Annotated in this window: 16 protein-coding genes; 10 read left to right on the forward strand and 6 right to left on the reverse strand. The window is 72.6% G+C overall.

What is annotated here, in order from left to right; all coding sequences use genetic code 11:
- Positions 1 to 66: 66 nt before the first annotated feature.
- Complete coding sequence (locus AC3ET4_RS27550; RefSeq protein WP_431954095.1) at positions 67 to 852, reverse strand: acyltransferase; 786 nt, start codon at positions 850 to 852, stop codon at positions 67 to 69.
- 729 nt (positions 853 to 1581) lie between these two features.
- On the opposite strand from AC3ET4_RS27550, the gene AC3ET4_RS27555 reads away from it, so the two are divergent.
- The 7 genes from AC3ET4_RS27555 to AC3ET4_RS27585 all read left to right on the forward strand — a co-directional run bounded on the left by AC3ET4_RS27555 (position 1582) and on the right by AC3ET4_RS27585 (position 7644).
- Positions 1582 to 2652, forward strand: coding sequence for a DUF4190 domain-containing protein (locus tag AC3ET4_RS27555; protein ID WP_431954097.1), 1071 nt, complete (start codon positions 1582 to 1584; stop codon positions 2650 to 2652).
- Between the two features lie 293 nt (positions 2653 to 2945).
- Positions 2946 to 3953 carry an LAETG motif-containing sortase-dependent surface protein gene (locus AC3ET4_RS27560; protein ID WP_431954099.1) on the forward strand — a complete coding sequence of 336 codons (1008 nt, stop codon included), beginning with the start codon at positions 2946 to 2948 and terminating at the stop codon, positions 3951 to 3953.
- A 234-nt stretch (positions 3954 to 4187) separates the two neighbouring features.
- The gene (locus AC3ET4_RS27565; protein ID WP_431954101.1) at positions 4188 to 5474 is read left to right on the forward strand and encodes a M14 family zinc carboxypeptidase; all 1287 of its coding nucleotides are present in this window, start codon (positions 4188 to 4190) and stop codon (positions 5472 to 5474) included.
- Between the two features lie 88 nt (positions 5475 to 5562).
- A complete protein-coding gene (locus AC3ET4_RS27570; RefSeq protein WP_431954103.1) occupies positions 5563 to 6318 on the forward strand; it encodes a GntR family transcriptional regulator in 756 nt (251 codons plus the stop codon).
- Positions 6319 to 6598: 280 nt separating this feature from the next.
- Positions 6599 to 7036, forward strand: coding sequence for an RpiB/LacA/LacB family sugar-phosphate isomerase (locus tag AC3ET4_RS27575; RefSeq protein WP_431954105.1), 438 nt, complete (start codon positions 6599 to 6601; stop codon positions 7034 to 7036).
- Positions 7033 to 7200 carry an SPOR domain-containing protein gene (locus AC3ET4_RS27580; protein WP_431954107.1) on the forward strand — a complete coding sequence of 56 codons (168 nt, stop codon included), beginning with the start codon at positions 7033 to 7035 and terminating at the stop codon, positions 7198 to 7200. Before AC3ET4_RS27575 ends, AC3ET4_RS27580 begins: the two co-directional genes overlap by 4 nt.
- Before the next feature lie 27 nt (positions 7201 to 7227).
- On the forward strand, positions 7228 to 7644 hold the full coding sequence (locus tag AC3ET4_RS27585) for a (deoxy)nucleoside triphosphate pyrophosphohydrolase (RefSeq protein WP_431954109.1): 417 nt from the start codon (positions 7228 to 7230) through the stop codon (positions 7642 to 7644).
- Positions 7645 to 7710: 66 nt separating this feature from the next.
- Here AC3ET4_RS27585 and AC3ET4_RS27590 read toward each other — a convergent pair whose 3' ends face one another.
- Positions 7711 to 8559 (reverse strand): hypothetical protein, encoded by an 849-nt coding sequence (locus AC3ET4_RS27590; protein WP_431954111.1) that lies wholly within the window; start codon positions 8557 to 8559, stop codon positions 7711 to 7713.
- Positions 8560 to 8928: 369 nt separating this feature from the next.
- Here AC3ET4_RS27590 and AC3ET4_RS27595 point away from each other — a divergent pair, with 369 nt between their 5' ends.
- Positions 8929 to 11475 carry a SpoIIE family protein phosphatase gene (locus AC3ET4_RS27595; protein ID WP_431954113.1) on the forward strand — a complete coding sequence of 849 codons (2547 nt, stop codon included), beginning with the start codon at positions 8929 to 8931 and terminating at the stop codon, positions 11473 to 11475.
- 64 nt (positions 11476 to 11539) lie between these two features.
- Here the strand turns inward: AC3ET4_RS27595 and AC3ET4_RS27600 are convergent, their stop codons facing one another.
- The 4 genes from AC3ET4_RS27600 to AC3ET4_RS27615 are packed head-to-tail and all read right to left on the reverse strand — an operon-like array spanning position 11540 to position 15411.
- Complete coding sequence (locus AC3ET4_RS27600) at positions 11540 to 12307, reverse strand: succinate dehydrogenase/fumarate reductase iron-sulfur subunit (RefSeq protein WP_431954115.1); 768 nt, start codon at positions 12305 to 12307, stop codon at positions 11540 to 11542.
- Positions 12304 to 14262, reverse strand: a complete 1959-nt coding sequence (locus AC3ET4_RS27605; protein ID WP_431954117.1) for a fumarate reductase/succinate dehydrogenase flavoprotein subunit — start codon at positions 14260 to 14262, stop codon at positions 12304 to 12306. Before AC3ET4_RS27605 ends, AC3ET4_RS27600 begins: the two co-directional genes overlap by 4 nt.
- Positions 14262 to 15107, reverse strand: coding sequence for a hypothetical protein (locus tag AC3ET4_RS27610; RefSeq protein ID WP_431954119.1), 846 nt, complete (start codon positions 15105 to 15107; stop codon positions 14262 to 14264). Before AC3ET4_RS27610 ends, AC3ET4_RS27605 begins: the two co-directional genes overlap by 1 nt.
- A 10-nt stretch (positions 15108 to 15117) precedes the next feature.
- Positions 15118 to 15411 carry a hypothetical protein gene (locus tag AC3ET4_RS27615; protein ID WP_431954121.1) on the reverse strand — a complete coding sequence of 98 codons (294 nt, stop codon included), beginning with the start codon at positions 15409 to 15411 and terminating at the stop codon, positions 15118 to 15120.
- Between the two features lie 355 nt (positions 15412 to 15766).
- Here AC3ET4_RS27615 and AC3ET4_RS27620 point away from each other — a divergent pair, with 355 nt between their 5' ends.
- Both AC3ET4_RS27620 and typA read left to right on the forward strand, forming a co-directional pair.
- On the forward strand, positions 15767 to 17530 hold the full coding sequence (locus AC3ET4_RS27620) for an ABC transporter family substrate-binding protein (RefSeq protein ID WP_431954123.1): 1764 nt from the start codon (positions 15767 to 15769) through the stop codon (positions 17528 to 17530).
- A 743-nt stretch (positions 17531 to 18273) separates the two neighbouring features.
- The gene (gene typA, locus AC3ET4_RS27625) at positions 18274 to 20169 is read left to right on the forward strand and encodes a translational GTPase TypA (RefSeq protein ID WP_431954125.1); all 1896 of its coding nucleotides are present in this window, start codon (positions 18274 to 18276) and stop codon (positions 20167 to 20169) included.
- Positions 20170 to 20187: the final 18 nt, after the last annotated feature.

A 20187-nucleotide genomic window follows, 5' to 3' on the forward strand; every position in this document is an offset into this window, starting at 1 on the left:
CGCCCTCTTTCGTTCACGGCCACGGGCGGTGCGGGTGCGTCTGCGCCCGCACCCGTCCGGTGGTCGTCAGCCCCGCAGGCGGCGCACGATCTTCCGGGCCAGCTGCCGCGGACCCTTGACGGGCAGCGGCCGCACCACCGGGCTCTTCGGGCTCCCCGAGTCATCGGTGAGGTTCCAGTACTGCGGGGACTTCTCACCCTTGCGCGGGTACTTCTCGTTCGGCTTGCGCGGCACGACCTCGGGGCGCTCCCAGGCGATGTCGCGCCGCACCACGCGCGCCGGTGCGCCGACCGCGACGCAGTTGTTCGGGATCTTCGAGGTGACGATGCTGCGGAAGCCGATGACCGAGCCGTTGCCGATGGTGACGCCGCCCATGACGACCGCGTGCTTGGCGATCCAGACGTGCTCGCCCACGACGATCGACTGGGACGGGTTCACGCGCTTCTCGGTGCGCACGTCGAAGATCGGGTGGGTGTCGTCGCCGCGCACCTCGATGTTCTTGGCGAACATGACGTCGGCGCCGATCGTCACCGACACGCCCTCGACGGCGGATATGAAGGCGCGGCCGGCGCATCCGACGTTCTCGCCGATCCAGATCCGGGACTCGTGCCCGCAGCGCAGCTCGAAGCGGAGACCCGCACGCTTCTTCGTGGTGGCCCCGATCTCTATCAGGCCGTTGTCTCCCGAGAACGTGACGAGCAGGTCCTTGATGTCCGCCTTCGGGTCGATGACGAGTTTGTTGTTCGACCCCTTGAACCGGATGTCGATCTTCGTCTCGATGGGCTCGCCGTCGAAGACGATCTCGTTTCCCTGGTCGTCCTTGTAACGCTCGAGTTTGTGGAGTTGCAGCATCCTGTGTAAGGGGTGTGCCCCCGACCGGGTCAGGGCCTGACCAACCCCTTGTACCTCCGTTCGACATGCGTGGTGCGCTTAAGGTATCCGATGACTCCGCGCGACGAACGGCGCGTCATCAGCGGGAATTGGGCGCCGTACGGCGGCGGGCAGGAGCCGCGGAAACCGCCGCGGGCAACAGTGCGCTCGACGCTGCGGCGGACGGGTCAGCATACCTGAGCGTAGCCGGGGCGCAGCGGGCCGACCTCCCTGGCGCCGCCCGGGAGAAATCACGGGGTGGCGGGGCGCCGTATGGCGCGGCGCCGTGGCGCGGTCCACTGTGGGGGACCCGCGTTCCGGAAATGCGGGCCGGGCCGGAGGGAATGAGGTTCCGCACCCCTTGCCGGGATGGTCGCCGGCCACTGCGCAATTGCGCCTGCCGGTCCTGTGCCGAATTTCCGGTTTCGGTATTTCCCGAGGCGCGAACGGGATGCCTGAACGCGCGCGACGCGTCGGCACGGCGGACGAGAGGTGCGTCACGGCGGCCGGGCGCGGGAAGCGCCGTCCCGCCGTCCCGCCGTCCCGCCGTCCCGCCGTCCCGCCGTCCCGCCGGGACGGACCGGCGCGGCCCGGCCGGCGGCCGCGTCCGCCCGGGACACCGCGGAAGCGGCCGCCGACGGCGGCTGGCGGGGAGCGGGATATATTCGCGCGGCCGTTCGTCGTGTCCGCCTGTCCCTCCAGGAGCCTTCCGTGCAGCCCCCGCTGTCTCCCCCGTACGCCCTCCAGCCAAAGTCGCCGCCCGCGGCTCGGCGCGCGCCCCTGAACGGGTTCGCCGTGGCCGCGCTGGTGACCGGGCTGCTGTGCATGCTGCCGGTGGTCGGAACGGTGCTGGGAGCGATCGCGCTGGTGCAGATCAAGCGAACGGGCGCGCGCGGCAAGCGCATGGCCGTGAGCGGGCTGGTGCTGTCGGCCGTCGGCACGATGCTGTACGCACTCGTGCCGGCCGGCGCCGGCCCCGGCTTCGTCGAGGGCTTCAAGAAGATCGTCGCGGAGGGCGCGCGGGACGGCGGCGCCTTCTCACTGCGCCGGGGCGACTGCTTCGACATCCCCGGCGGCGGCCTGGACGGCGCGGACGACGACGTGGACACCGTGCCCTGCGCCCAGCGGCACACCGGAGAGGTGGCCGGGGTGTTCCGGCTGCCCGTGCGCGGGGGCTACCCGGGCGAGGCGGCGCTCAGGGCGCGGGTGGAGGAGCGCTGCGAGCGGCTTGCCGACGGCTACGCCATGGACGGCTGGGCGGTGCCGGCGGGCGTCACGGTGTACTTCTACGCCCCGGGCCGTGATGCCTGGAAGCTGGGACGCCGTGAGGCGATCTGCGTCCTCGGCAAGGAGCAGGGCACGCTTCAGGGTTCGCTGCGGCAGGACGCGAGCACGCTCGACGAGCACCAGGTCGCCTACCTCGAGGCCGCCGACGTCATCAACGAGGCCATGTCCGGGGAGCCCGCGGCGGAGTATGTCGAGGACGACCTCGAGGGCTACCGGCAGTGGGCCGGCGAGGTCACGGTGGCCCTCGCCGCGGAGGCCAGGGCACTTGAGGCCCACCACTGGCCGGAAGGCGCCGGGAAACCGGTGGCCGCGCTCGTGGCGGAGGCCGGGAAGGCCCGTGCGCAGTGGGCCGTGGCCGCTGCCGCGAAGGACGCGGACGCCTACTACGAGCACCTCGAGGCGGCGGCCGCGCACAGCGGCCACGAGGAGGCGGTCAGGGCACGCGCGGCGCTGGGTCTGGCCACGACGGTAGCGGCGGCGGACCGTTCGGCGTGATCCGCCCGGACTCCCCGACGGCGGCGGGTCGGGGGCGGAGCGGGCGCCCGCGCGCGGCCGGGAGCAGGGGCGGCGACCGCGGTGCCGAGGAGCGGGTGGTGTTCACCATCCTTTGCACCGCCCCAGGTTGACAGCCCATTGACAGAGCCACGACGATGCGTGGTGCCACTGCGGCCGACGAGCCCGGTGTGCACTTCGACCACTCGCCCGGTGACGCCTCGGCCTGCTCACGTACGGGGAGAGCCGCCGTCAGCCGCGAACGCCGGGCCACGCAACGCCAGATTGGGTTCTGCATGTCCATATCCCGACGTGTCACCGTCGGACGACTGCTGGGCGTGAGCGCCGCGGCCGTCGCCCTGACCGCCGTGGGCGCCACCTCCGCCTGGGCCGGCGACTGCCCGGGCGGCAAGGGCTGGGACCACGGTGGCCACCACGGCTACACGCCCGGCCACGGCGGGGGCGTCAAGACCTCCACCGACCTCTGCGAGTTCTCGCTCGACGGCACGACGTGGTACTCGTCGGTCAAGGTCGACGACGTCAACCTCAAGCCCGGCGAGGACGGCAAGGTCCACGTCAAGGTCCGGGTCGCGCGCGGCTCCTCGTCCTGCACCGTGTCCCTCGCCACCTACCGCACGCACGGTCCCACCTTCCAGACCTCCGGCAAGCAGGTGTTCCACGACTGGGACACCGTGAAGATCGACAAGGGCACCGACACCCTCGACGTGGCCGTGCCGGACGCCACCTGCTTCGCGCAGGTCGACCTCTACTACGGCAACAAGAAGTACGACGGCGTCCTGGACGCAGGCGACGGCTACGAGCACGGCCCCCTGCCCGAGGGCCCGAACCACGCCGTCATCGGCGACAAGAAGATCGCCTGGTGGAACGGCGGCACGAAGGACTGCACCACGCAGGTCGTCCCGTCGGCCCCCGCCTCCTCCACCCCGACCGCCCCCGCGGGCGAGGAGACCACCCCCGCCGGCGGTGAGACCACCCCGACCGCCCCCGCGGGCGAGGAGACCACCCCCGCCGCGACCGAGACCCCCTCGGCCACCGCCTCGGCGCCGGCCTCGGCGTCGGCTTCGGCGTCGGCTCCGGTCTCCGCGTCCGCGTCGGCCTCCACCGCGCCGTCCGAGTCCGTCGAGGCCGCGACCTCGCAGTCCCCGGGCGGCGGCTCGGGCGACCTCGCCGAGACCGGTAGCAGCAACGTGGGCATGCTCGCGGCCGCCGCGGCCGTGCTGCTGGCCGCAGGTGGCGGCGTGGTCGTCGCCACGCGTCGCCGCAAGGCCGTCGCCCGGCACTGACACGCGCCGACCGCAGGAGGGGTACGGCCGCACCGGCGGCCGTACCCCTCCGTCATGCCGGGCCGGACAGCCGCCCCGCCGCGTGCCGGGTCCCCGCACCCGCCGACGTCCCCCTAGGCGACGGGGCCGTATGACGACGGGCGTATGACGAAAGGGCCATATGGGGCCTAGCCCAAGCTCCGCGCGGATTGGAACAATTCCCACCTGACCGTAGGGAGCGACGCGGGGGGCCGCATGACATCTCCTGGGGACACCGCCGTCGGCGAGCGCTACCCGACCGTGGACGAGGTCGCCGCGGCGGCCAGGGCCCTGGCGCTCCGGCGGCCCGAGGTCTGCCGGCTGCGGACGGTGGGCCTGTCCCGGGCGGGGGAGCCGCTGCTGCTGCTCTCGGTCGGGCACGGCTCGCGCAATGTCCTGGTGGTGGCCGGCCCGCACGCCAACGAGATGGTCGGCGGCGCCACCGCGCTGCTGCTGGCCCGGCGGATCGCCGCGGACCCGGTGCTGCGCGACGCCGCCGACGCCGCCTGGCACTTCCTGCTCTGCGCGGACCCGGACGGCGCCCGGCTCAACGAGGCCGTTCCCGAGGGCCGGTTCACGATGCTGGGCCACTACCGGCACTTCTTCCGCCCGCGCGCCGCGGAGCAGCCCGAGTGGCTGCCGGACGACGGGACGCTGGACGGGGCGCTGCCCGAGACCCGCGCGCTGATCGGGGTCATCGACGAACTGCGGCCGGTGCTGCAGTGCTCGCTGCACGGCGTCGACGTGGGCGGCACCTTCGTCCAGGTCACCCGGGACATCCCGCGGCTCGCGGAGCGGATCGCCAAGTCCGCCGCCGAGCTCGACATCCCCCTGGAGGCCGGCGCCTCCGACGCCTTCCACTGGCCGAGCCCCGGCCCCGGGGTGTACGTCCTGCCGCCACCCGGCGGGCCGCGCGAGGACGCCTCGCACTCCACCTGGACGTACGCCCACCGGTACGGCGGGACGACGGCGATCGCCGAGGTGCCGATGTGGGCCTGCGACCGCGCAGCCGACACCTCGCCCCACCCGGGCGCGGACGCCGCGCTGCGTGCGGCGGGGGAGAGGCTGCGCCGCGCCAGCCTGCTGGTCGGCGGGCTCATCGGGGAGGTGCGGCCGTATCTGCCGGGCGACGACGGGCCGCTGCTGCGCGCCGCGCGGGAGATCGTCGCGGTCGCCCCGGCGCTCGCCGCGGACTGGGATCCGGCGCTGCGCACGGCGGCCGCGCCGCCCCTGCCCGCGATGACCAGGGCCCGGGTCGGCAGCGTCGAGATCTACGCGCAGCGACTGCCGCTGCGCGCCGCCGCGATGCTGCTCCGGGCGGTGCGCGGAGTACAGGCCCCGCCCGTCCGGCTCGCGGGGCCGCGGGACGTGCTGGAGCGGCTGGTCGCGGACTGGTGCGAGGCGTACGAGACGGCGCACCGGGCCCGCTGGATACCGGTGCGGCACCAGGTGGAGCAGCACGCCGGAGCGGTGCTCGCGGCGTTCGATCTGCTACCCGGGTGACGCGACGGGTAAAGCCTTGCGGAAGGCTTGCGGGTGGCAACCCTGAGTTGTCAAGCTGTTGCACACAGTCAACCAGAGGGAGGGGCACGTGCCTTTCGGTGAGCAGCCCGCGTACCTGCGCGTCGCCGAGGATCTCCGCAGGAAGATCCTGGACGGCAGCCTCCCTCCGCACACCCGCCTGCCCTCGCAGGCCCGCATCCGCGCCGAGTACGGGGTCTCGGACACCGTCGCCCTCGAGGCCCGCAAGGTGCTGATGGCCGAGGGCTTCGTCGAAGGCCGGTCCGGCTCCGGAACGTATGTGCGCGAGCGCCCCGACCCGCGGATGGTCGTACGTACGGGCTACCGGCCGGGCAGCGGCCAGGCGACGCCCTTCCGGCAGGAGCAGGCGGACGAGAGCTTCAAGGGCACCTGGGAGTCGAACAGCTTCCAGGACACGGCGACCGCGCCTGTCGCCGAGCGCCTCGGCATCAAGCCCGGCGACCGCGTGATGCGCACGCGCTACCTCTACCGGACGGAGGGCGAGCCGATGATGCTCGCCACCTCCTGGGAGCCGCTGTCGGTGACCGGCCGCTCGCCCGTGCTGCTGCCGGAGGAGGGCCCGCTGGCGGGCCAGGGAGTGGTGGAGCGCATGGCCGCCCTCGACATCGTCGTCGACAACGTGGCCGAGGACGTCGGCGCGCGGCCGGGGCTGGCGGAGGAGACGGCGGTGCTGGGCGGGGTGCCCGGGCATGTCGTCATCGAGATCCGGCGTACGTACTACGCGTCAGGGCTGCCCGTCGAGACCGCGGACATCGTCATCCCGGCCGACCGCTACCGGGTCTCGTACCGGATGCCCGTGAAGTGACGTCTCCCGGAGGCCCGGCGGCGTCTTCGGGGCGGGCCGGCTGAGCCGCACGCCGGGTCCGGGCGGCGCCCCTCGCGCGCCGGGGTCGGCCGGTCGGCCGGATGCCGCCGGCGCACGGAGGGCGCGCGGGCGGCCGGGGCGGTGCCGCGGCGCACACCGTTGCGCCAGGGGCGCGGACAAGCGCCCCGTATGGGTCAACTCGGAATCGAACATGGCTCGATCGAGTCGAATACTTCCCGAACGTGTCCGGCGCGTCACGTTACGGCGTAGGCTCCGGCATATGCGCATCGCCGTTTCCTCGGACATGGACGAGCCGGTTGCGCGGCTGGTCGTCGACGAACTGCGTCGCCGCGGCCACACCGTGACCGCCTACGGCGCCCTGCGCGCCGGCGACCGCAAGGACTGGGCCTGGAGTGCGGAGAACGCCGCCCGGGACCTCGCGGAGGGCCGCGCCGACCAGGCCGTCGTGTGCTGCTGGACGGGCACGGGGGCCTCCATCGCCGCCAACAAGGTGCCCGGCGTCCGCGCCGCGCTCTGCGTCGACGCGTACTCCGCGGACGGCGCCCGCAAGTGGAACGACGCCAACGCCCTCGCCCTGAGCCTGCGTCTGACCAGTGAGCCCCTGCTCCGGGAGATCCTCGACGCCTGGTTCGCCGGCGCCCCGAGCGGTGAGGACGACGACCGGGCCAACGTGGCACACCTGGAGGAGATCCGATGAGCGAACTGGTCTGGGTGGTCATACGCCAGGACGACAACGGCAACCGCTACCGGGTCGGCCGCTACGCCACCCGGCAGGAGGCCGAACGCGTCGCCGACACCCTCGACGCCCGCGGCCACCGGCAGCTCTACCTCGTCGAGCGGATCGACCGGCGCGTGTCGTAGCCATCCGCCCCGGATAGGGTGCCGCCCATGACGACGCACGACGTGACGGTGGTGGTCGGCGCGGCCGTGATCGACCGGGGCCGGCTGCTCGCGGCCCGGCGCAGCGCGCCGCCGGAGCTGGCGGGGCGTTGGGAGCTGCCCGGCGGGAAGCTCGAGCCCGGGGAGACGGCGCCGCAGGCGCTGACCCGTGAGCTCCACGAGGAACTGGGAGTCGAGGCCGAGGCGCTGGAGCGGGTCCCCGGCGAATGGCCGCTGGGGCGCGGCTATGTGCTGCAGGTGTGGACCGCCCGCATCCTCTCCGGGGAGCCGCGGCCGCTGCAGGATCATGACGAGCTGCGCTGGCTCACCGCGGACCGGGTCGAGGAGGTCGACTGGCTGGACCAGGACCGTCCCGCGGTGGCCTGGGCGGCGGCTCGGGCGGCGGAGGGTTCCGCGTCGGCCTGACGGCCTGACGGCCTGACGGCCTGTCGGCCCCCGCGGGTCCTGCCCCCGGGGCGACCCGCCCCGCCGTCACCGTGACGCCGGTCGGATCCCGGGCGGGAAGTGGGGCCAGTCCCGGACGGCACGCGCCACGTCCGGGTCGAGGTTTTCCAGCAGGTCCACCACCTGTCCGAAGTCCACGGCGGGGCCGAGCAGTGCGCTGACGACGTTCCGGAAGGCCGCGGCGCCCGCGGTCTGCCACAGGCGCTTGGCGAGGACCTGCAGACCGAACTCGAACCAGACGTAGTTCGACCCGTCGCCCTCCAGCGAATCCGCCATGCGCGCCAGGTCGGTCACCGGCCAGTGGCTGTGCGGCGCCGCCGCCCAGGTGATGTCGAAGATGGTCTCCAGCCGCGCCGCCTCCGCCGGCTCGACCTCGCTGACGTAGCCCTGCAGCCCGAGGTTTGCGGCGAGTTCCCGCAGCCAGAAGGTCACGGGTCCCTCGGGCCCGTCGTCGACGCCGTGGGCGAGGTGACTGAGCTCGTGTGACACCAGGAGGTCGGCGAAGCCGCCCAGATCGAGCGGATCCCCGTACACCGCGTGCAGCCGCTCGAGGCCCTGGGGGCCCACAAGAGGGGTGAACGCGTCGGTCACGGCGTCCCAGAAGGGCGCGGGCTGCTGACCGACGACGACACGTTCACTGCTCACGTGGGGCATGCCGTACAGGGGGATGCTCGCCACCTTGTCCCAGTCGTCGGGACCGACCACGAACAGGGGCGGGGTCTCGGGCATGCTGACGTGGCGGCCGAGCCATTCGACCGTCCGCGCGGCGCGCTCGGCGACCTGGCGCCCGCGCGCGGCGCCCCCGGGACTCACGGAAACCGGGAACGGGAAGCCTGCGAGAGATTCCAGTCCCCATGGGTTGATTGCACTGCTCACCCCGTGACCTTATGTGTGCCCCATCGGTGGCGCACCGGCGCAGACGGCCACCGATCGCGGGGGGCGTGTGCCGCGGCGTCGTCCACCGGACGCCGCGGGCCGGGCGGACGCCGTCCGCCGCTCCCACCGGCTCCGCGGAGGCGCCCGGTTGACCGGCCATGTGTGGTTCGACGGGTCGGAGCAGGGTAGTTGAAGTGGGGCGACGGCAGAATCCGTGCGCCTCGAGATGATGCTGTGATCGACAAGTGCATGTGCGGAGCGGGGGTAATGCTGGATACTCGGCACCAGCCGGTCCGTATGTGTGAGCTGGAGGGGTCGGGCGTGAGCGATGAGCCGTCGGGGGTTTCCGGGCCCCGGAGCGCTGGGGCCATGACACCGAGCACCTGGCAGTCCAGCCCGCCCGGCTCCCTCTACGACTACATCCGGGTGGCCTCGTTCTCCCTCGGCCCCGACGGCCGGATCGAGCAGTGGAGCGAGCGCGCCGAGGAGTTCTTCGGCGTCCCCGCGTCCGAGGCGCTCGGCCAGGACCCGATCACCGCCTTCGTCCCCGAGGACCGGCGCACCCGGGCGCACGAGCGGATCGCGCAGATCCTCGACGGCCGCGAGTGGATCGGCACCGTCCCGTACCGCGACAAGGCCGGACAGGAGGGCCTGGCCGAGGTCTACGTCATGCCCTCGCGGACCGAGAGCGGAGCACGCGGGGCGCAGTGCATCGCCGTGGACGCCGGCGTCCTGCGCCAGATCGAGACCGATCTGGCCTCCTCGCAGGCTGTGTTCGGCCAGTCGCCGATGGGCTTCGTCCTCTTCGACACCAACCTCAAGCTGCTCCGCGTCAACCAGCGGTTCGTCACCGTCTTCGGCCGCGGCACCGGCGACCACCGGGGCCGCACCGCCTACGACTTCCTCTCCCGCGTCGAGGCCGACCGGCTCACCGCCGCGCTCAAGCAGGTGCTGGACAGCGGCGATCCCGTCCTGGACATGACGATCGTCGGCACCGTCCCCTCGGGTTCCGGCACCAACAACCGCAGGCGCTGGGCGATCTCCCTGTACCGGCTGCACAGCGGCAGCGGACGCCCCATCGGCGTCGCCGGCCTCGCGCAGGACGTCACCGGGCGCCAGCGCGCGGAGCGGGAGGCGGCCCACACCCGCCGCAACCTCGCCCTGCTCAACGAGGCCAGCCGGCGTATCGGCAGCTCCCTGGATCTGGAGACCACCGCCCGCGAACTGCTCGACGTCGCCGTGCCCCACTTCTGCGACCTGGCCTCGGTCGACCTCTACCAGGCGCTCCTGGTCGGCGAGGAGGGCCCGGTCGGGACGGCCGACGGCAGCGGCGAGGTCCGCCGGGTCGCCTTCGCCAGCGCTGTCTCGGACGCGCCCGTCGCCCTGCTGGACGGCGGACAGGCGGACGGTCCCGTCTCGGTGGGCGCCGTCCACCGCTACCCCTTCAACTCGCCCTGGGCGAGCGCTCTACGCACCGCCCAGACCCAGGTGATAGGCGCCGACGGAGGCGACCCGGATGCGGAGGTCGGGGAACTCGGCGGCAGCCTGGTGCAGTCCACCCTCGCCGTGCCCGTCGTCGCGCGCGACACCGTGCTGGGCCTGGTCCAGTTCGCCCGGGCCAAGGGCAGCGAGCCGTTCTCCGAGCGCGACCGGATGCTCGCCGAGGAACTCGCCGCACGCGCCGCGGTCTTCATCGACAACGCCCGGCTCTACCGGCGCGAGCACGAACGCGCCCTCATCCTGCAGCGCAGCCTGCTCCCGCCCGGCAACCCCGAGGCGGCCGGACTCGACATCGCCTGCCGCTACCTGCCGGGCAACATGGAGACCGAGGTCGGCGGCGACTGGTTCGACGTCATCGAACTCCCCGGCCACCGCACCGCGCTCGTCGTCGGCGACGTCATGGGCCGCGGTCTGCGTGCCGCCGTCGCCATGGGCGAACTGCGCACCGCGGTGCGCACCCTGGCGCTGCTGGACATCGAGCCGGCCGACGTGCTCTCCGCCCTCGACGAGGTCGCTCGCGGCCTCGGCGGCAGCGGCGACGAGCGCGGCAGCCGGCGCGGCAAGGAGGCTGACGGGTCGGACCTGTCCGAGGTCTACCTCGCCACCTGTGTGTACGCCGTCTACGACGCCATCACCCGGCGGGTGACCATCGCCAACGCCGGCCACCTGCCGCCGGTCCTCGTCGAGCCCGGCGAACAGGCCATGATGCTGGAGGTGCCGACGGGGATGCCGCTGGGCGTCGGCGGCGAGCCCTTCGAGGAGGTCGAGGTCGACCTGCCGGACGGCGCCCTGCTCGCCCTCTACACCGACGGCCTCGTCGAGTCCCGCAACCATTCGCTCGACGATGGCCTGCGCGCCTTCCGGGCCGCACTCGACGAACCCCAGCGGCCGCTGGAGGACGTCTGCGACCACATACTCGCCCGGCTCGACACCGCCCACGGCGAGGACGACATCGCCCTGCTCATGGCCCGCGTCCACGGCCTGCCCGCCGACTCCGTCGGGGACTGGACGCTGGAGCCCAACCCCCGCTCGGTGGCCCTCGCCCGCGAACTGGCCCGCGACTGCCTGCTCTCCTGGGATCTGGCGGCGCTGGTCGACACCACCGAACTGCTCGTGAGCGAACTGGTCACCAATGCCCTGCGGCACGGCCAGGGCGACATCCGGCTGCGCCTGCTGCGCGACCGCACCCTGGTCTGCGAGGTCTGGGACGACGCCCTCGTCCAGCCGCGCCGCCGCCGCGCCCGCGCCACCGACGAGGGCGGCCGCGGGCTCCAACTCGTCTCCCTGCTCAGCACCCGCTGGGGGTCCCGCCGCACCCACCGCGGCAAGACCGTCTGGTTCGAACTGGACCTGCCCTCGGAAGGCGGGGGCGGCGCGGGCGAGGACATGGTGGAGGCGCTGCTCAGCCTCTTCTGACGCGGCGAGCCCTCCGGGCAGCGCCTCCACCGGTGAGGAGCACGCGGGGGGAGCGTGCGCCGGGTCAGCGCCTGCGCCGGATCCTGCTGCCGAGCCAGACCAGCGGGTCGTACGCGCGGTCCACCACGCGTTCCTTGAGCGGGATGAGCGCGTTGTCGGTGATCTTGATGTGCTCGGGGCACACCTCGGTGCAGCACTTGGTGATGTTGCAGTAGCCGAGGCCGTGCTCGTCCTGGGCCGCCCGCTTGCGGTCCAGGCCCTGCTCCTGCGCCGCGTCCAGCGGATGCATGTCCAGCTCCGCCACACGCATCAGGAAGCGCGGACCGGCGAAGGCCTTCTTGTTCTCCTCGTGGTCGCGGACGACGTGGCAGGTGTCCTGGCACAGGAAGCACTCGATGCACTTGCGGAACTCCTGCGAGCGCTCCACGTCCTCCTGGAACATCCGGTACTCGCCCGGCGCCACGCCCTCGGGCGGCACGAAGGACGGCACCTCCCGCGCCTTCTCGTAGTTGAAGGACACGTCCGTCACCAGGTCCCGCACCACGGGGAAGGTCCGCATCGGCGTGACCGTGACGGTCTCGTCCCGGTCGAAGACCGACATGCGGGTCATGCACATCAGCCGCGGCCTGCCGTTGACCTCGGCGCTGCACGAACCGCACTTGCCGGCCTTGCAGTTCCACCTCACGGCCAGGTCGCCCGCCTGGGTGGCCTGCAGCCGGTGGATGATGTCGAGGACGACCTCACCGTCGTTGACCTCGACCCGGTAGTCCTGGAGCCCGCCGCCGTCCGCGTCGCCGCGCCAGACCCTGAAGTGCGCCGTGTACGTGCTCACCGGTCCAGCTCCTCGTCCGTCAGGTACTTCAGCAACTCGTCCTTCTCGAACAGCGCGAGCAGGTCGGGCCGGATCGGCTGCGTCTCCCGCCGGGCGACCGACACCTCGCCGAACGCGTCCGCCGGGTCGGAGAGCCGGCAGACCAGGTTGAGCTTGCGCCAGCGGCGGTCCATCTCCGGGTAGTCCTCCCGGGTGTGGCCGCCCCGCGACTCCGTGCGCTCCAGCGCCGCCCGGGCCACGCACTCGCTCACCAGCAGCATGTTGCGCAGGTCGAGGGCCAGATGCCAGCCCGGGTTGAACTGCCGGTGGCCCTCGACCCCGGCCCGCCGGGCCCGTAGCCGCAGCGCGTCCAGCCGGGTCAGCGCCTCCTCCATCTCGCTCTGCCGGCGGATGATGCCGACCAGGTCGTTCATCGTCTGCTGCAGCTCCTGATGGAGCGTGTAGGGGTTCTCCGCAGCCCCGTCCGGCACGGCCCCGGCCTCCGCGCTGAACGGCCGCAGCGCCTCCGCGGCGGCAGCGTCGACCTGGGACTGCGCGACGGCCGGGCGCGTGCCGCCGAGCGCGGCGGCGTACTCGGCCGCGTACAGTCCCGCCCGGCGCCCGAAGACCAGCAGGTCGGAGAGCGAGTTGCCGCCCAGGCGGTTGGAGCCGTGCATGCCGCCGGCCACCTCGCCCGCCGCGAATAGCCCGGGGACCCCGGTCGCCGCGGCCGTGTCCGGGTCGACGTCGACACCGCCCATCACGTAGTGGCAGGTGGGGCCGACCTCCATGGCCTCGGCGGTGATGTCGACGTCCGCCAGCTCCTTGAACTGGTGGTGCATCGACGGCAGTTTGCGCCGGATGACCTCGGCGGGCAGCCTGCTCGACACATCGAGGAACACCCCGCCGTGGGGGGAGCCGCGGCCGGCCTTCACCTCGGAGTTGATCGCGCGGGCCACCTCGTCGCGGGGGAGCAGCTCCGGCGGCCGGCGGTTGTTGTCCGGGTCCTCGTACCAGCGGTCGCCCTCGTCCTCGCTCTGCGCGTACTTCTCCTTGAAGACGTCCGGGACGTAGTCGAACATGAACCGCTTGCCCTCGGAGTTGCGCAGCACCCCGCCGTCGCCGCGGACCGACTCGGTGACCAGGATGCCCTTCACCGACGGCGGCCAGACCATGCCCGTCGGGTGGAACTGCACGAACTCCATGTTGACCAGCGGCGCCCCGGCCAGCAGCGCCAGCGCGTGCCCGTCGCCGGTGTACTCCCAGGAGTTCGACGTCACCTTGAAGGACTTGCCGATGCCACCGGTCGCCAGCACCACGGCCGGCGCCTCGATGACGAAGAAGCGCCCCGACTCGCGGACGTAGCCGAAGACGCCGCAGACCTTCCCCCCGGACCCCGGGCCGGAGGGCGATCCCGCCTCGCCGCCCGCGTCCTCCTGCGTGAGCACCCGGGTGACCGTGCACTCCTGGAAGACCTTCAGCCGGGCCTCGTGGTCCCCGTACTCGCGGTGGTCCTCCTGCTGCAGCGAGACGATCTTCTGCTGGAGGGTGCGGATCAGCTCCAGGCCCGTGCGGTCGCCGACGTGCGCCAGGCGCGGGTACTCATGGCCGCCGAAGTTGCGCTGGGAGATCCTCCCGTCCTTCGTGCGGTCGAAGAGCGCGCCCCAGGTCTCCAGCTCCCAGACCCGCTCCGGCGCCTCCCGGGCGTGCAACTCGGCCATCCGCCACTGGTTGAGGAACTTCCCGCCGCGCATGGTGTCGCGGAAGTGGACCTGCCAGTTGTCGTGCGGATTGACGTTGGCCATGCTCGCGGCGATGCCGCCCTCGGCCATCACGGTGTGCGCCTTGCCGAAGAGCGACTTGCAGATCACGGCGGTACGCATGTCCTGCTCGCGCGCCGCGACGGCGGCGCGCAGCCCCGCCCCGCCCGCGCCGACCACGACGACGTCGTACGCGTGCCGTTCGACTTGTGCCATCAGAAGAACCTCGGATCGTCGAACGCCCCACTGGCGACCAGGTAGACATAGAGATCGGCGAGCGCGACGCTCGCCAGCGACAGCCAGGCCAGCAGCATGTGGTGGGCGTTGAGCTTCCCCACCCAGGTCCACATGCGGTACCGCACCGGGTGCCGGGAGAAGTGCCGCAGCCGCCCGCCGACGACGTGCCGGCAGGAGTGGCAGGAGACGGTGTACGCCCAGATCAAGGCGATGTTCACCACCAGCACCAGCGTGCCCAGTCCCATGTGGCCCCAGGCCCCCTGCTCGTCCCGGAAGGCGAGCACCACGTCGTAGGTCAGGATCGCCGCGACCGGGATGGCGAAGTAGAAGAAGTACCGGTGGATGTTCTGCAGGACCAGCGGGAACCGCGTCTCACCGGTGTACTTCTCGTGCGGCTCGGCCACCGCGCAGGCGGGCGGCGAGGCCCAGAAGCCGCGGTAGTACGCCTTGCGGTAGTAGTAGCAGGTCAGCCGGAATCCCAGCGGGAAGACCAGCACCAGCAGGGCGGGGGACAGGCCCCACCAGTCGCCGAAGAGCGGCCAGCGGGCGCCGAGCGGCATGTCCACGCACGTAGAGCCCAGGCAGGGCGAGTAGAACGGCGAGACGTACGGCTCGGCGAAGTAGTACGCGTTCGAGAAGGCCCGCCAGGTCGAGTAGACGACGAAGGCGCCGAGGCCCAGCGCGGTCAGCAGGGGCTGCAGCCACCAGCGGTCGGTGCGCAGGTGCCGTGCCGCGATGGCGGCGCGTCCGGCGGAACGCACCCCGCGGCGCGCCGCCGGCGCGGGTGGGGTCGGTGGAGCGGGGGGTTGTGTGTCGGTGGCCAAGGACTACTCCCTAGGGCGCTCGGCGGTCCGGCGCCCCCAGCCCTTCGTCCTCCGCGCCGGACCAGAGACTGGGGTCGTACGGCGTATCGGGGATCGTCACCGTCTCGGGGCGCGACGGCTGCCCGAGAGGGGAGGTGGCGACGCTGTCGCGCAGCAGCGCGAGGTCGTCGCTGAGGTGCTTGGTGTCGGCGCGCACCCGCCTCATGTCCAGGCTGTCGCCGACGCGCTGCTCCAGCCTGGCCACGGCCCGGCCCAGTTCGTCGAGGCGGCGCTGTACCGATGCAAGGTCGTCCTGCAGGGACATGGCTGTCCTCACCTCCGCCACGTTGCGGGTGCATGACGCTGGCGCCAAGCGAGTGTCGCGCGTCACAGTCGCGCTTGGGAAGGGATCTGCACGGATTCTCCCACCTGCGGGTGAAGCGCGCCCGGCGCGGACGCGCCGTGGCGCGTGAATCCCCCGAAGGCCGCGCGCCCGTGCGAGGACGGCGCCCCGGCGTCCGGGGCGGGAGCCCGCGGAGGCGTTGCGCCGGGTGGGTGGGAGGGCGGCGGCCGCGCGACGTGTCGAGGGCCCGCGGCTCGCGGAATGGCTTTCAGTAGGTGCGATAAGCGGCAAATAGACCGCCCCGTGATCATGGCCCCCCTCGCGGAGGTACGCACGCATGGCCCGCAGCGCCACCTTGATCCGCTCCGCGACCGCCGTGGCACTCGCCGCCGTGGTCGCCTCCTCCGCCGGGTGCACCGCCGGCAAGGACGACCCGCTCGCCGGGACCGACCTCGCCTCGGCGCCCCGGGAGGCGGTACGCGACGGAGGCACCCTGCGCTGGGCCGTGGACGCGGCCCCTGCCACCCTGAACGCGTTCCAGGCCGGGGCGAACGAGGCCACCACCCTGGTCGCCGGGGCCGCGCTGCCGGCCGCCTTCCGGCTCGACGGCAAGGGCCGTCCCCACCTGGACACCGATCTGCTGCGGTCGGCGAAGGTGGTGCGCACCGAGCCGCAGCAGGTCGTGTCCTACCGGCTCAACCCCAAGGCGGTCTGGAGCGACGGCCGCCCGATCGGCGCCGCCGACTTCACCGCCCAGTGGAAGGCGCTGCGCGGCACCGACGACGCCTACTGGAGCGCGCGCAACGCCGGGTACGACCGGATCTCCTCCGTGACGAAGGGCAAGGACGCCCACGAGGTGAAGGTCACCTTCGCGAAGCGGTACGCGGACTGGCAGTCGCTGTTCACCCCGCTCTACCCCAAGGACGTCACCGGCACCGCCAAGTCCTTCAACGAGGGGGCGCGCAGCACGCTGCCGGTGTCCGGGGGGCCGTTCGCGGTACGCAGCGCGAGCGGCAAGACCGTCAGGCTGGTCCGCAACGCCAAGTGGTGGGGCGACCGAGCCAAGCTGTCCGAGCTGCTGCTGACCGCCACGCCCCCGCAGCAGCGGGCCGCCGACCTGGCCTCCGGCGCGCTGGACGTGGCCGAGGTCGACCGGGACGTGACCGGCAGGCATGTGGCCGTCTACCGCACGCGCGCCGCCTCCTACACCCAGCTCGCGCTCAACGGCTCCACCGGGCCGCTGGCCGAGGACGAGGTGCGGCACGCCGTGGCCCGCGCGGTGGACCGCCAGGCCATCGCCAAGGCGGTGCTGGGGCCGCTCGGCCTGCCCGACGAGCCGCTCGGCAACCACCTGCTGCTGCTCACCCAGGCCGGCTACGCCGACCACAGCTCGGCCCTCGGCACGGCCGACACGAAGGCCGCCCGCGCCCTGCTCGCCGCAGCGGGCTGGCGACGCACGGCCCCGGACCCCGGGCCGGAGAAGGCCGCCGCCAAGCGTGCCGGGGCCGCGGCGCCCAACCAGGCGGCGCCCGCGCACAAGGTCGAGGTCAGCGTCGTCGAACCGGCCAGGACGGTGCTGCGCAAGGACGGCAAGGCACTGACGCTGCGCTTCGTCCTCCCCAAGTCCTCGGCGACGCTGAACACGGTCGGCGACCGCATCGCGACCATGCTCTCCGGCATCGGCGTGCGCACCGAGATGAAGCGGGTCGCCGACGACAGCTTCTTCCGCGACCACGTCGCCGCCGGGGACTTCGACCTCGCCCTCTACGGCTGGCCCGGCACGCCCTTCCCGGCGACCGACACCCGTCCGATCTTCGCCAAGCCCGAGCCGGGGCCCGACGGCTCCCTGGTCGTCGAGCAGAACTATCCTCGGGTCGGCACGGACCTCATCGACCAGCTCTTCGACCAGGCCGCCGGCGAACTCGACCCGGACAAGGCCCGCGACCTGACCGACCGCGCCGACGCCCGCCTCTGGGCGGCCGCCGGCTCCATCCCCCTCTACCAGCGCCCCGAGCTGATCGCGTTGCGCAAGGACGTGCGCAACGCGGGGGCCTTCGGCTTCGCGACGCCGCGCTTCCAGGACATCGGCTTCAAGAAGTGACCTCCCCCTCCGGGTGAGCGACCGCTCGGCCCCTCCTCCAGAGGGCCACCCCCGAGCCACGGCGCCGGCGCCGTGGCTCGGGGGTGGTCGCGCGTTCCGATGAGGAGGGCCACGCCCCGGGCGGCGAGGGGGAAGGTCGAGATCCACCCCGAGACCACCCACCCCACCCCGTCACCGTTCCTCGGCCCGCCAGGTCACCCCGGGCGCCCTGGGTCCGGCTCTGTCGACGGCTGCACATCACGCTCGCCGGGGCACGCCGCACGCGCTCTGCGCGGCGGCAGACGGCGAACGGCAGGGCCTTGGAGGCCGCGCGGACAGGCGGGCCGGCGTCGCGGGTCGATGGCTCTCGCCTGGCGGCGTTGTCGTCGGTCGCCGCAGCTCCGCTGCGTCTCTCTTCTCCGCCTTGCCCGGCTCGGCCCTCGACCCGCTCCTTTCTCCACCCCGCCTATCCGCGCGACCTCTTATCCAGGCCGCCGCGACCCGCTCCGAGGAGCGGGTCGCCGCAGCGACGCCGCCCGTGCTCGAGCGCCTGGCGCAGGCGCTCGGCCTCGACCTCCGGGCGGAACCGGTTCCGCACACGCCCCCCGCGTGAGCGGGGCGAGAACGGAACCGATCATGCCCGGGCGGTCGCTGCCGCCCGCGCCCCGTACCATGGGGTGAGGCCGTGGCTCGACTCGCCCGGCGGCAGGTGTGCCGACGAGGGTATGCCGCCACACCCACCAACCCGGGAGAAGCGCCGCAGTATGCCCACGCGCAACGACATTCGTAATGTCGCCATCGTCGCCCACGTCGACCACGGGAAGACGACGTTGGTCGACGCCATGCTCAAGCAGGCCGGAGCCTTCGCGGCCCACCAGCACGTGGACGACCGCGTGATGGACTCCAACGACCTGGAGCGCGAGAAGGGCATCACCATTCTCGCCAAGAACACCGCGGTGAAGTACCACCCCAAGGACGGCGGCGAGCCGATCACGATCAACATCATCGACACCCCCGGCCACGCCGACTTCGGTGGCGAGGTCGAGCGCGGTCTGTCGATGGTCGACGCGGTCGTGCTGCTCGTGGACGCCTCCGAGGGCCCGCTGCCGCAGACCCGCTTCGTGCTGCGCAAGGCGCTGGCCGCGAAGCTGCCGGTCATCCTCTGCATCAACAAGACCGACCGCCCGGACTCCCGGATCGACGAGGTCGTCAACGAGGCCTACGACCTCTTCCTGGACCTGGACGCCACCGAGGAGCAGATCGAGTTCCCGATCGTCTACGCCTGCGCGCGTGACGGCGTGGCCTCGCTCACCAAGCCGGAGGACGGCACCGTCCCGGCCGACAGCGACAACCTCGAGCCCTTCTTCTCCACGCTGCTGGAGCACGTCCCGGCCCCGTCGTACGACGAGAGCGCGCCGCTGCAGGCGCACGTGACCAACCTCGACGCCGACAACTTCCTCGGCCGCATCGCGCTGCTCCGCGTCGAGCAGGGCGAGCTCAAGAAGGGCCAGACCGTCGCGTGGATGAAGCGCGACGGTTCGGTCCAGAACGTCCGCATCACCGAGCTGATGATGACCGAGGCGCTCACCCGGAAGCCCGCGGAGAAGGCCGGCCCGGGCGACATCTGCGCCGTCGCCGGCATCGCCGACATCACCATCGGCGAGACGCTGGCCGACCCGGAGAACCCGATCGCGCTGCCGCTGATCACGGTGGACGAGCCGGCGATCTCCATGACCATCGGTGCGAACACCTCGCCGCTGGTGGGCCGTGGCCCCGGCGGCAAGGGCGCCGACAAGTCGGCGGTCAAGGACCGCAAGGTCACCGCCCGCCTGGTCAAGGACCGCCTGGAGCGCGAGCTGATCGGCAACGTCAGCCTCCGCGTGCTGCCGACCGAGCGCCCCGACACCTGGGAGGTGCAGGGCCGCGGTGAGCTGGCGCTGGCCATCCTGGTCGAGACGATGCGCCGGGAGGGCTTCGAGCTGACCGTCGGCAAGCCGCAGGTGGTCACCCGCGAGGTCGACGGCAAGGTCCACGAGCCGGTCGAGCGCATCACCATCGACGTGCCCGAGGAGCACATGGGCGCCGTGACGCAGCTCATGGGCACCCGCAAGGGCCGGATGGACAACATGTCCAACCACGGCTCCGGCTGGGTCCGCATGGAGTTCATCGTGCCGTCCCGCGGTCTGATCGGCTTCCGTACCGAGTTCCTGACCGGCACCCGCGGCACGGGCATCGCCCACTCCATCCACGAGGGCCACGAGCCGTGGTTCGGCCCCTTGGTGACCCGCAACAACGGCTCCCTGGTCGCCGACCGTGCCGGTGCCGTGACGGCCTTCGCGATGACGAACCTGCAGGAGCGGGGCGTGCTCTTCGTGGAGCCGGGCACCGAGGTGTACGAGGGCATGATCGTCGGCGAGAACTCGCGCGCCGACGACATGGACGTCAACATCACCAAGGAGAAGAAGCTCACGAACATGCGGTCCTCGTCGGCCGACTCGTTCGAGGCGATCGTCCCGCCGCGCAAGCTCTCCCTGGAGCAGTCCCTGGAGTTCTGCCGCGACGACGAGTGCGTCGAGGTGACCCCGGAGACCGTCCGCATCCGCAAGGTCGTCCTGGACCAGAAGGAGCGCGGCCGCGCCGCGTCCCGCGCCAAGCGCTGAGGCAGGTCACGACGACGG

Source organism: Actinacidiphila sp. bgisy167 (genome assembly GCF_057707665.1).